Origin of the sequence: Duncaniella muris (assembly GCF_003024805.1) — a bacterium.
In the GTDB taxonomy this organism is placed as follows: domain Bacteria; phylum Bacteroidota; class Bacteroidia; order Bacteroidales; family Muribaculaceae; genus Duncaniella; species Duncaniella muris.
Genome location: NZ_PUEC01000020.1, coordinates 36,398 through 48,026, shown reverse-complemented (window position 1 = coordinate 48,026; position 11,629 = coordinate 36,398). Strand labels below are relative to the sequence as shown.

17 protein-coding genes are annotated in these 11,629 nt (G+C 46.4%); 16 read left to right on the top strand and 1 reads right to left on the bottom strand.

Annotated features, from left to right (window positions below; genetic code table 11):
• Positions 1–40 precede the first annotated feature (40 nt).
• From C5O23_RS09425 to C5O23_RS09385, 10 genes are all read left to right on the top strand, one after another.
• Entirely contained in the window at positions 41–385 is a 345-nt protein-coding gene (locus C5O23_RS09425) for a type II toxin-antitoxin system RelE/ParE family toxin (RefSeq protein ID WP_107032696.1), read from the top strand.
• Positions 378–689 carry a helix-turn-helix domain-containing protein gene (locus tag C5O23_RS09420; RefSeq protein ID WP_107032695.1) on the top strand — a complete coding sequence of 104 codons (312 nt, stop codon included), beginning with the start codon at positions 378–380 and terminating at the stop codon, positions 687–689. The genes C5O23_RS09425 and C5O23_RS09420 overlap by 8 nt, the downstream gene beginning before the upstream one ends.
• A 179-nt stretch (positions 690–868) precedes the next feature.
• Positions 869–1,261 carry a hypothetical protein gene (locus C5O23_RS09415; RefSeq protein ID WP_107032694.1) on the top strand — a complete coding sequence of 131 codons (393 nt, stop codon included), beginning with the start codon at positions 869–871 and terminating at the stop codon, positions 1,259–1,261.
• Complete coding sequence (locus C5O23_RS09410; protein ID WP_107032693.1) at positions 1,261–1,635, top strand: hypothetical protein; 375 nt, start codon at positions 1,261–1,263, stop codon at positions 1,633–1,635. Before C5O23_RS09415 ends, C5O23_RS09410 begins: the two co-directional genes overlap by 1 nt.
• Positions 1,636–1,693: 58 nt before the next feature.
• Positions 1,694–1,825: a hypothetical protein gene (locus C5O23_RS14585; RefSeq protein ID WP_262497263.1), complete on the top strand. Its 132-nt coding sequence runs from the start codon at positions 1,694–1,696 to the stop codon at positions 1,823–1,825.
• A gap of 401 nt (positions 1,826–2,226) precedes the next feature.
• Complete coding sequence (locus C5O23_RS14550) at positions 2,227–2,403, top strand: helix-turn-helix domain-containing protein (RefSeq protein WP_240597777.1); 177 nt, start codon at positions 2,227–2,229, stop codon at positions 2,401–2,403.
• Positions 2,404–2,522: 119 nt separating this feature from the next.
• Positions 2,523–2,861, top strand: a complete 339-nt coding sequence (locus C5O23_RS09400) for a helix-turn-helix domain-containing protein (protein ID WP_161553588.1) — start codon at positions 2,523–2,525, stop codon at positions 2,859–2,861.
• On the top strand, positions 2,855–4,135 hold the full coding sequence (locus C5O23_RS09395) for a type II toxin-antitoxin system HipA family toxin (RefSeq protein WP_107032690.1): 1,281 nt from the start codon (positions 2,855–2,857) through the stop codon (positions 4,133–4,135). The genes C5O23_RS09400 and C5O23_RS09395 overlap by 7 nt, the downstream gene beginning before the upstream one ends.
• Before the next feature lie 31 nt (positions 4,136–4,166).
• Entirely contained in the window at positions 4,167–4,832 is a 666-nt protein-coding gene (locus tag C5O23_RS09390; RefSeq protein WP_107032689.1) for a CatB-related O-acetyltransferase, read from the top strand.
• Positions 4,833–5,210: 378 nt separating this feature from the next.
• On the top strand, positions 5,211–6,359 hold the full coding sequence (locus tag C5O23_RS09385) for a hypothetical protein (RefSeq protein ID WP_161553587.1): 1,149 nt from the start codon (positions 5,211–5,213) through the stop codon (positions 6,357–6,359).
• 70 nt (positions 6,360–6,429) lie between these two features.
• Here the strand turns inward: C5O23_RS09385 and C5O23_RS09380 are convergent, their stop codons facing one another.
• Positions 6,430–6,846, bottom strand: coding sequence for a hypothetical protein (locus C5O23_RS09380; protein ID WP_107032687.1), 417 nt, complete (start codon positions 6,844–6,846; stop codon positions 6,430–6,432).
• Between the two features lie 272 nt (positions 6,847–7,118).
• Between C5O23_RS09380 and C5O23_RS09375 the strand changes: the two genes are divergently transcribed.
• The 6 genes from C5O23_RS09375 to C5O23_RS09350 all read left to right on the top strand — a co-directional run bounded on the left by C5O23_RS09375 (position 7,119) and on the right by C5O23_RS09350 (position 11,612).
• Positions 7,119–7,505, top strand: a complete 387-nt coding sequence (locus tag C5O23_RS09375) for a helix-turn-helix transcriptional regulator (protein WP_107032686.1) — start codon at positions 7,119–7,121, stop codon at positions 7,503–7,505.
• Positions 7,506–7,509: 4 nt separating this feature from the next.
• Entirely contained in the window at positions 7,510–8,922 is a 1,413-nt protein-coding gene (locus C5O23_RS09370) for a DUF3987 domain-containing protein (RefSeq protein WP_107032685.1), read from the top strand.
• On the top strand, positions 8,909–9,694 hold the full coding sequence (locus C5O23_RS09365; protein WP_107032684.1) for a DUF6371 domain-containing protein: 786 nt from the start codon (positions 8,909–8,911) through the stop codon (positions 9,692–9,694). Before C5O23_RS09370 ends, C5O23_RS09365 begins: the two co-directional genes overlap by 14 nt.
• A 1-nt stretch (position 9,695) precedes the next feature.
• Positions 9,696–10,106 carry a DUF3408 domain-containing protein gene (locus C5O23_RS09360; RefSeq protein ID WP_107032683.1) on the top strand — a complete coding sequence of 137 codons (411 nt, stop codon included), beginning with the start codon at positions 9,696–9,698 and terminating at the stop codon, positions 10,104–10,106.
• A gap of 185 nt (positions 10,107–10,291) precedes the next feature.
• Positions 10,292–10,657: a plasmid mobilization protein gene (locus C5O23_RS09355; RefSeq protein ID WP_107032682.1), complete on the top strand. Its 366-nt coding sequence runs from the start codon at positions 10,292–10,294 to the stop codon at positions 10,655–10,657.
• A complete protein-coding gene (locus tag C5O23_RS09350) occupies positions 10,638–11,612 on the top strand; it encodes a relaxase/mobilization nuclease domain-containing protein (RefSeq protein WP_107032681.1) in 975 nt (324 codons plus the stop codon). The genes C5O23_RS09355 and C5O23_RS09350 overlap by 20 nt, the downstream gene beginning before the upstream one ends.
• The last annotated feature ends 17 nt before the right edge of the window (positions 11,613–11,629 follow it).

Here is an 11,629-nt window from a genome sequence, read left to right as displayed (position 1 = left end):
AGTAAACTTTTTAGTTAACTTTGCGGTTACATAATAAGATATGGCAAATAGAACCATAAAGCTATACAAGGATTACTTCAAAGAGTTCTACGTGTCTCAGACAGATGCGGTGAGACGTAAGATAAACTACTGTATCAATGTTGTCAGGACTGTGGATAGAGTTCCAAAGACCATTCTGAAGAATATGGAAGATGCCGACGGGTTATATGAAATCCGCATTGAAGTCGGGAACAATATATTCCGCATCTTCTGTTGTTTTGACGAAGGTTCTCTTGTAATTCTCTTCAACGGTTTTCAGAAGAAGACGCAGAAGACTCCCAAGCAGCAAATCGAACGAGCTAAAAAATTGATGAAAGAATACTTTAACGATAAAGATAATGGATAAAGCAAAGAAAGAAGCCATCATGAACGCGCGTACATTCGACGAGCTTCTTGATGCAGAATACGGCAAAGCCGGCACCCCGAAGCGTGAACAATTTGATGCCGACGCAACTGCCTTTTGTCTGGCTGAGACGCTCAAAGCAGAACGTCTTAAAGCTGGACTGACACAAGAACAGCTTGCAGAGCGTATCGGCACAAAGAAAACCTATATATCCCGTCTGGAAAACGGGAAAGCCGACGTTCAGCTCAATACCCTCTTCCGAATCTTCGAGGGTCTCGGACGACGTGTATCTTTGACAATCCTGTAAATTTCTGAGATAAAATTTTTACGGAGACTGGAGGAATGTAATGATACTTTCCTCCGGCACGTGCTGCAAGAAACGAGACTGCCGCATCTTCCGCGTCAAAGACTGCGATGTATTTTTAATACTACATACGCCTATTTCACTGAAATTGCTTAACTTTGCATCAACTAAATCTACTAATCATGAAAAGATTATTACTCCTACTTTTTCTCATCTTGGGTTATGTGGGTTATGCAAACGCGGCTGAACCTGCTACTATTGTTGCTCCAGCAACAAACGCTGTAAACAATTATCTACTTTATCCTACAACTAACATTTATACTTTCCTCAAACTCGATACGAGGAATGGTAAAATTTGGCAAGTTCAATATTCAATGGATGATAACGAATTTGAATTGGTTCTCAATTCTCGTGAGTTAGTCACCGCAGGTAAACCCGGACAATTCGCGTTATATCCTACTACTAATAACTGGACTTTCCTTCTCCTTGATACAATCAATGGAGATGTTTGGCATGTACAATGGTCTCAAGAAGCAGAAAACCGTGGTATAATCCCAATTCGTTCAATATTCTAATGAAAAAGATTTTCTTACTATTTATGTTAGCGTTCTTTGCTTGCTTAAATTTACAAGCGAAGAAATTGTTCGTCGAGATGGAATTTCACAAAAATTCCATAAAACTTGACGACGGTTCAAATAAAAAGCGACAAGCGTTAAAGGATAAGGACGGTAAAGATTTGAAATTTACCTCCCTTATAGGAGCACTAAACTATATGTCATTACAAGGTTGGGAGTTAGTAGATACTAAATCTGTAACTTCTGGCAGCGGTTATGTTGGAGCTTATGGAGGCGCAAGCTCCACAAATACTAAAGTCTACTACATCTTCTCTAAGGATGTAACAGATGAAGAATTAGAACAGGTTGTCAACAATAGCTACAAAGACGATTAACCGCGTCTTTTCTGGCACTGCATACGGTCCACAACTTTGTGGGAAACAACCAAAAGTTATGGGCTTATCTGTTTTTAACCTCAACTACAACTCCATCAAGACGCTGACGGGCTATGAATCCCGCGCCGCATTCACTGTCAACTCTGCATCAGTGTTCCGCGAAGACGTTGACATCATACCGATAGAATAGCGGTAACTAAACAGTCGTAGTTTGAACTATTATTGCCTTAATTTCGGGTTAATAGTCGCAAGTACGACTATGAGATAATTATTAGATATGGAATCTACCGTTGGCAGAGCGAACAATTCAGTGGGTTAAATTGTCTATAACAGCGACAATAATTTCAAAATCCACTATTTGTTTATGTAAGTAATCGGCCAAAAGCCGCTTGCGGAGCAAGAAACGCCCCAGCGCTTGAGGAGCCTCGCTCCCCCTACCCGGGACAAAATTTTTATCTAGAGTGCCGTGGTTGCCGGTTGCGGCATCATGGCTTTACTTTCGATGAGCTTCTTACAGTGGAGTATGGCGAAAACGGAACATACAAACGCAATGAGTTTGAAAAAGACACTCAAATATTCTGTTTAACTACTATGTTAAAAGAAGAACGTCTCAAGGCCGGACTAACCCAACAGCAGCTCGCCGAGCGTATCGGTACGAAGAAAACCTATATCTCCCGTCTGGAAAACGGCAAATCCGATGTTCAGCTCAACACCCTCTTCCGAATCTTTGAGGGTCTTGGCAGAAGGGTATCTTTGACCATCCTGTAAATAGACAATAATCTTCAGACTGGCTCAAAAAAATCGCACAAAATAGTCGTAGTTTGAGCTATTATTGCTATATTTGCAACCTAATAGACGCAAGTACGACTATGGAAGAGAATATATACATGTTACCTGACAGTGAAATCCGCCGTCGGCTGGGACAAAAAATAAGGCATCTGCGACTCCGACAGAACTTCACTCAGACATCACTCGCAGAACAGGCGCAAGTCTCATTGACGACACTAAAGAGAATCGAGAAAGGCGATATAAGCTATTTCGATTCCCTGATGCGCGTGCTTCGCATACTTGGCGAACTGGATGTGTTCTCGTCACTCATTAAGGAAGATGAGATGAGTCCCAATGAATATTTCGAGTTTGTCGAAGCAAGCAAGAAGCAGCGCAAACGCGCAAGTGGTAACAACAAGACCAACACACAACCTAATACCCAGGAATCAGAATGGTAGATATAGCAAGAGTTAACTTATATGGTCAACCCGTCGGGACATTCCGATGGGACAACAACCGCCAGCTGGCAAAGTTCGAGTATGCCGAAAGCTTCATAGGCAAAGGTCTTGAACCCTCGCCGATTCTAATGCCTGTACGTCAGGGAAGGATATATACATTCTCCGAGATAGGTCGTGAGACGTTCAAGGGGCTTCCCGGTATGCTTGCCGATTCATTGCCCGATACTTACGGACGAGCATTGTTCGACCGCTGGCTTGCTCTGACCGGGCGTAGCAGCGGGAACGCTGTGGAGACGCTATGTTTTCTTGGAAAACGCTGTATGGGAGCGTTGGAGTTTGAACCGGCCATGGATGCGCCCTATGGTCCCGATGTCAGAATAGAACTTGATTCCCTTGTTGAAGTGGCAAGCGAAGCACTGTCGGAAAAGGAAGAATTTGGAGCTAATCTTGAAGATGACAAGAAGGCGGCGATAGCCGAAATAGTGAGACTGGGCACCTCTGCAGGAGGACAGCGGGCCAAAGCTATCATAGCCTACAATCCATCGACCGGGGAAGTTCGTTCAGGACAGATTGAAGCTCCGGAAGGCTTTGACTATTATCTGATAAAACTCGACGGTGTAACCGCTGAAGCCGGATTCAGGGAAACTCAGAATTTCGGCCGACTGGAATACTCTTTCTATCGGCTTGTAAAGGAATGCGGCATAGAAATGTCGGATTGCAGTCTGATAGAAGAGAATGGACGCGCCCATTTTCTCACCAAGCGTTTTGACCGCCGGAATGGTGAGAAAATTCATATGCAGACACTCTGTGGTATAGCGCATTATGATTATCGTAATCTCCGTTCATACTCTTACGAGCAGGCGTTCAACGTGATGAGAGCATTGAGACTGCCATACTCACAGGCGCAGGAAATGTATCGTCGCATGGTATTCAATGTTGTAATCCGCAATCAGGATGACCACACAAAAAACATATCCTTCCTCATGGACAGACAAGGGAAATGGACTCTTTCGCCGGCATACGACATGGGATTTGCCTATAATCCGAAGGGTGGCTGGACAGCACAGCACCAGATGTCAATAAACGGAAAGTTTGACGACATCACCCGCCAAGACCTTTTGGAATTTGCGAGACACAACAATATAAAGGAAGCTACTGAAATAATTGACCGTATTGCCGAAGTGTCTTCACGCTGGCCTCTCTTGGCAAGGGAATGTGAAGTTCCCCAGCCCATGATAGATGCCATTATGCCGAATTTGAAGCTCTCTATATAATACATCCTTCTTCGCAAAGATTTCTATAATCATGAAAATATATCCTGACAAAGACAAAGCATTTCCTAATCCTGCGATTCCAAGTCTTTGCTACATAAAGAATGTGGTGAAGAATCCGAGAATCATTATCGGAGATTATACATATTACGATGATATAGACGGAGCCGACAGATTTGAGGAACACGTTACACATTTCTATGAGTTCATCGGTGATAAGCTGATAATCGGTAACTTTTGCGCCATTGCTAAGGGAGTTGCTTTTATTATGAACGGCGCCAATCATCGGATGGATTGCGCCACCACCTATCCTTTCTACATAATGGGAGGAGATTGGGGAGGTGCGATTGCTCCTGTAATGGATGAATTGCCTCTCAAAGGTGACACAGTCATCGGCAATGATGTGTGGATCGGACAAAATGTGACAATCATGCCCGGCGTGCATATTGGCGACGGAGCCATAATCGGCACAAATGCCACGGTTGCCTCCGACATTCCGCCTTTCTCGATAGCCGTGGGCAATCCGGCAAAAGTCATACGCCGCAGATTTGACGATGAAATGATAGACTTGCTGGAGCGCCTACAATGGTGGAACCGGCCCATTGAAGAGGTTGATAAATTGATTCCTATACTCTCAAATCCTGATATAGCCCAGGCAAAAATTGATATAGCGGAATATCTCCGCATTCAATACGATTAAATTGTGGCCTTACCTGAACGAACAAAACAGTGGGTTAAATTGTCTATAAAGACGTAAAAATCTTTAATCCACTATTTGTTTATGAAGGTAATCGGCCAAAAGCCGCTTGCGGAGCAAGAAACGCCCCAGCGCTTGAGGAGCTTTGCTCCCCCTACCCGGGACAAAATTTTTATCTGGAGTGCCGTGATTGCCGGATGCGGTATTATTGCTTTACTTGGTCGCCATGCCGCCATTCACCGTTTTGGCACTGACGAATTTACCGGCAATGTTCTATTTGCCGTTTTCTTTGTCCTCACAATCGGTCTATATTGCGGATTCCAGTCGGCAATCGAAAGTCTGTTTGACCGTATCTTCCGTAAAAAGGAGAGTGTTGCCATAATGAGCACACCTGCCGGAGAAGAAATTGAGGTCACAGTTGTCGATGACCCTCAGAACAAAATGGAGTTTTCCGCGCCCGTTGAAAAAACGGCTGTGGAAGAAGAGCCATATTTTACCGACGATGATTATCCGGAAGATTACAGCGGCGGCGAAATCGTTGAGGATAAAGAACCTGATGAAGCCCGATATGTCCTGATGGATGGCAAAAAAGTATATGAAGGTCCTATTGACGTTGATGATGTCGTGTTCGTAGAACTCGAACATAACATCCGTGAATACAACAGTTTGCAGGAGCGTATAGAACTGCGCGGCGAATATCCTTATTTCGAGGATTATATGTGTGGCCACGGACTTGATGAGGTTCTGGAGTCGGATGCCCTTTATAATGAATGGGTAAGTCTCCAGCCCAAGCATATCAAGAAAGAGCTGGAACTCGGCATATATCGCGTACGCGCCTATCCGGAGTCCAACGACAGTATCGGCTGTTTCACGAAGACGGCGAAAGAAAAACGCATCAAGGAAGATAACGGCAATATCCGCATTGAGGAATGGGAGGAGGAAGCGTATATCTCTGCCGATGGCGATGTCTATTACTCCGATCAACTGGAGGCCGCTATAAAGGCTTTGAAATCAGACAAGGAACAGTCAGAACTCCAGATGAGACTTCTCTCGCAGCATGAACAGTGCGACGCAGCCCACAAGGAACTCAAAGAGGAAGACATGAAATTCAGCATGGCTCAGATTGAGTTTCTTTGCGCTTACATCACCCACATGATGCACCCCTATATGGAAGCCGACGAATTGCAGAAGCTCCACCACAACGCCAAAATCTGGACGGTTCATGCCATGCCACCGTTCACACCGGTGAATCTTCGCAGTAACCATCTGACGAAGGAGGATCTAAAGCATCTCGGCTACAACGTCGGCAAATTCCTCAGACTCCAAGGCGGTGTCATCGCCCGCTTTGTCAAGAAGGTTTTCGAGAAGCCTTTTGAGAGCACACAGATCCGAACCATCGAGCAGAAACTACGGGAGAGCAAATCCACAAAAGAAAGAATCCCCATCCATACCCGTGACCAAATGGAAAAGCTGTTCAAGCATTTCCAACGTTACGGCAACATAAACCTCGACATACTTAACAGAGCCTGAAGATAGCTCTATTCTGTCATTTCAGCGGATAACAATGGCGCAATCGCCGGAGTTATCCGCTTTTTCATTATCACGACTGAATATTAAACTGATTTTCTATATATTCAAACAAATCAGGATTATTGCACATGGGATGTTGAAGGCTCCGGCCACCTTTGAAACCGTGCTTCTTCAATAAATCCTCATCCAAGGCATCCCCATTATATTCCTGAATTGCCTCTAATCGCCAAGTTATATCATTAGGCGCACTTTCAACCCAGTATTCACTGTCAGATCTTTCTTCAATGCCGGTTACCACGGTCTTGAAAATAATTCTACGTTCCGCTGAACTAAACACATATACAATATCACCAATAGCAAAATTATTTCGCTCTTTTTTCCAACTTATAAAGCCTGTTTCAGCTAAAGAAGCATAATGATTGCATCGTTTCGCATTTGCAAAAACGAGCCAGTGCTTATTGGTATGATTATTAGACGATGTTTTCATTATGCAAATTTAGCTCTTTTTACGGACTTTATCACTATCTATTGTCATCACAATTACAATTAGAAGAGATAATCAAAAATCACCACAAAATCACCTCATTCCTCAAATTTTCACCACACAAAATATTTCGTCTTTTTAGTATTGTCTCTCAGTGGGTTAACACTTGTTTTGTGGTTATTTTGATGCAGTGAAAATGGTTAATTTGATAACCGCTAACTCACTGCTTTACTTTGCGTTACAATTTCAGAATAACTTCTAAAACGCAAAATAAAATGGAAGCACCCACAATCACCTTCGACCAACTGCCCAACGTGGTAGGCGGTCTCTCTGAGAAACTCGACCGAGTACTTGAACTGCTTGAAAAGGCAGGCTTCACCGGCCACTCCAAACAGTCCAAGCCCTCGCGCAGACTCGTGTATACGAAAGAGGCTTGCCAGATAATAGGCAAGTCACTTTCGAGTCTCTACCGCGGCATAAAAGCTCCGAATGACCCCATTCCGAGCTATAAGCGCGGCAAACTCCTCTATTTCTATGAGGATGAACTGTACGCATGGATTGAGGGAGGACGCAAACATTCCGTCGCTCCGTCTCTCGCAGAAACAGCAGCGGCAATGACTGCCGGAATGAAACGCCGTCCCCGAGGAGGATATAATTTCTGAGCCTATGGAAAAGAATATTATCCCGGACTCTGTAATCAGCGCGTTGATGAATCACGCTAAGACATCCGACAGTGATTTCCCGGTACATGTGTTCCCCGCCAAGATGCAAAGGATTATTCTCGAACTCAACACCACCTGCGGATTTCCGATTGACTACACGGCATCGGCTATGCTCGCTGCAATATCTGTGGCAATCGGCAATACCCACCGCGTAGAAGTGAAACGCAACTGGCAGGAGTCGGCAATCGTGTATATCGCGATTGTCGGACGCCCCGGAGACTGCAAATCCCACCCGCTTACATTCGTAATGCGTCCGCTCGTCAATGCCGACTGGAAAAACAATCAGGAGTTTCAGAAAAAACATTGCGAGTATCAGCAGGCTATAGCGATGAGCCGAAAGGAACGAATCAGTGCCGGACTGGAAGAATTTCCGAAAGAGCCTAAGCGTCTGCGTTACCTCGTGTCGGACGTGACGCAGGAGGGTCTCAGTGCCATCCACTCCCATAATCCTCGTGGATTATGCCTTTGGGTTGATGAACTGTCGGCATGGTTCAAGAACTTCACCCGCTACAACACCGGCTCGGAAGAACAATTCTGGCTTTCGGCTTTCAACGGCAGCACAACAATGTCGGACCGCAAGAATTGTCAGAACTCCATCTTCATCAAGCGTCCGTTCATCTCGGTGGTCGGAACAATCCAAAAACGTCTGCTCACCGAACTTGCCAACGGTGAGAGAGCCGCCAACGGGTTTATTGACCGCATACTCTTTGCAATGACCAAGAGCAACGGCAAGCCGAGATGGAACGAGGACGAAGTGCGCGACGATCTCGACCGTGAATGGGAGCGCATACTCAACCGACTTCTTTCGGTGGAGTGTGTGGTCAACGAGGAAAAGGAGCCAATTCCCACTGTCATGCGGTTCACTGCGGATGCCAAGCGCAGACTCTATGAATGGCAACATGAGAATGCCGCACTATGCGACAACGAGATGAGCGATAATGTGGTCAGCTTCTTCTGCAAACTCGAAATCTATGTGCTCCGATTCTGCCTTATACTCCGATTGGTTCGCTGGGCTGTCAGTGATAAAGAGCCGCGCCCCTCATACATTGAAGATGACGACGTGGCAGGAGCGATAGAATTGGCTGAATATTTCCGAAGCAATGCGCTCAGCGTACTCACCTGCATCAGCGAGGAGAAATTGAATGAACTGCACCGCACCGTGTATGAGCATCTCACCGAGGAATTTTCAACCGCCGACGGTATCCGTATAGCCGAGCGGTTCGGGATGAAAGACCATACATTCAAGATGTTCCTCACCCGCAATCTCAACACTCTCTTCCGTCGTGTACGCCAAGGGTGGTATAAGAAGCTGTCTTGTTACTCCACTAACAAAGTTACTTCCGATGAACAGGATTGATGATGCAATGGTAGCGGCCACCATGCGTGGCTACGACCGGAACAATCTGTTCGCTTTCGTGGCGGCGATAATCGGAAGTGAAGAAGCACAGCGGTTGATGGAAATGTATCGCGTAGGCACATCGAAGCATTGGCAAGGTGCCACGGTGTTCTGGCAAATCTCGGCTGACGGTAACGTCCGTGGTGGTAAGATTATGCTGTATGACCGATTGACCGGACATCGTGTGCAAGAGCCGTTCCCACACATCAACTGGGTACACTCGGTGTTGAGACTGCCCGACTTCAAATTAACCCAATGTTTCTTCGGTGAGCATCTGCTTCCATACATCCGCGACAAGCCGGTTGCCATTGTGGAGAGTGAAAAGACGGCAATACTCGCAACCCATTACCTCCCGCAATATCTGTGGCTCGCCACAGGCGGCAAGTGCAGTTGTCTCAACCGCGAGGCAATCAAGGCACTTCGAGGCAGAGAGGTGATGCTTGTGCCCGACCTTAACGCTACCGACGATTGGCGCAAGAAACTGACGCTATTCGATGATTCGGGAATAAAGGCAACTCTGTTTGAATCGCTTGAACAGATGGCTACCGATGAGCAGCGTGAACAAGGTCTCGACATTGCGGACTTCCTGATAGCCGAACAAACTCCACACGGCATCCTTGAACAAATGATGCAACGAAATCCGGCATTGCAACAACTCGTTGACGCGCTACAGCTGGAACTCGTAGGCATCGAAGAATACAAACCGAGCGAAAGCTCACTAAAATCTGAATAAAATGGCACAATCAAAAATCTCAAATCCTCAGTCATCCGAAATGACTGGTATGTCTAACAATTCAATTTTCTCTGAAACTATGGAAAATCCTACCAACCCCGAAGTTCAGCCGGTCGCTGAACAGAATGAAACCGCTCAGCCCAAGTCAACCCGCCCCACCGCCAAGCAGCGCAAGAGCGAACTCGAAGATTACCGCACCGCTTTCTTTGCCCCGATTAAACTCGGCAAGGACAACAAGCATCAGGTTGCAATCAGCAACGACACGTTTGACCGCGTGGAACGCATCGCCCGATTCTTTGGCGGTCCCGGTTACAGCGTCAGCAACTTCATCGAGCACATCATCAATGAGCATCTCGATAACAACGCTGCCAACTATGAAGGCTGGTTCACTCTAATCAGTAAATCGTTCTGACCACTGCCCCTCGGCAGTGAAAATGGCGAAGCCATCGGCAGCGCCGGTATCCGGATATTCTGTCAAGAATAGGAGGATAGCAAGGTAGTGGCAATGTAAACATTTCCGACCTTGCATCCTCCGTTACCGGGCGGCTGGAGTCCGTTCCCGATGGTCACAATGTCAAATTCCAAAATCCCAAGACAATGACTTTCACAAAAAGAAAGAAGGCTCTTCCGGGAGCAACCGAGATGTCCGGCAAGTCATACGTTGTCAGTGTCCGGCTCAATGAAGAACAGTATCAGACCGTGCAGGAGAACTGTCGTAAATCCGGCAGAAAGTTATCCGACTATTGGCGTTGCGCCCTGCTCAACGCCGAGGTAATACAGGTTGCCAGACCCGAAGACATGGCACTTCTGCGCCAGATCGGGAGCATGGCAAATAATCTCAATCAGCTTGCCAAGAAAGCCAACGAAGCGGGATTCAAGCTCGTGCAATGGTCGCTCGACTCGCTGAGCAAGGAGATAAAATCACTTTATTCCAAACTGTCGCATGATTGGAAGCATCACTAAAGGAAGCGGTTTTTCGGGCTGCGTGGAGTATGCTCTCGCTCTGAAAGAGAAAAACAAAGAGGCCCGTCTGCTCCACTCAGAGGGTCTGTTGACCGATACGCCAAAGGATATTGTCGACGGATTTGAGTGTCAGCGGCATCTCAACAGTCGCGTCCAGCACTGGTGTGGACACATTTCTCTATCCTATTCGCCGGAGGATTCGGCACGGCTTTCAGATGCAGCAATGGTGGAACTCGCGCTGGAATATATGGAGAAAATGGGCATCAAGAATACCCAGTTCATTATCGTCCGGCACCTTGATAAGGAGCATCCGCACTGTCATATCGTGTATAACCGTGTCGACAATAATGGCAAATGTGTGAGCGACAGTTTCGAGTATTACCGCAGTAATGCCATCTGCAAGGAGCTAAAAAAGAAGTATGGTCTGACCTTCGGCGAGAACAAAGACAAGGTGAAAGTCGACCGTCTTAAAGGTCGCGCAAAGACCCGTCAGGAGATTTATCTCGCCGTTCAAGCCGCCAAGAAATCGGCAAAAGACTGGATCACTTTTCAGCGAGAACTAGCTCAGAAAGGTGTCACGGTAAGGAAGAAATTCCGACGCGGCACTACCGAAGTCGATGGATTATCCTTCATCAAGGATGGTCAGAAGTTCAAGGCTTCGCAGGTTGACCGAGACGGCAGATGTTCCTACGACAATATCTGCAAGGCTCTCGACCGTAACAAGAATCGACAGTCACAACCCGCATCGCCGGCACCGAAACCGATGCGACAGCAGTCGAAACAGGAACCGAGTGCAATCAGCAAAGTGCTTGAAGCCGGAGCCGACCTTACCGAAGGAATCGGCACTGCAATCGGCGGCATCTTCCAAGTCGGACCTGCCTACGATCCGGAAGAAGAAGCGTTCATCAACGAGATGAAACGCCGTCAAAAGAGAAAAAGAGGCAGAAGTCTGTAATTTCAAAAACGAAAAAG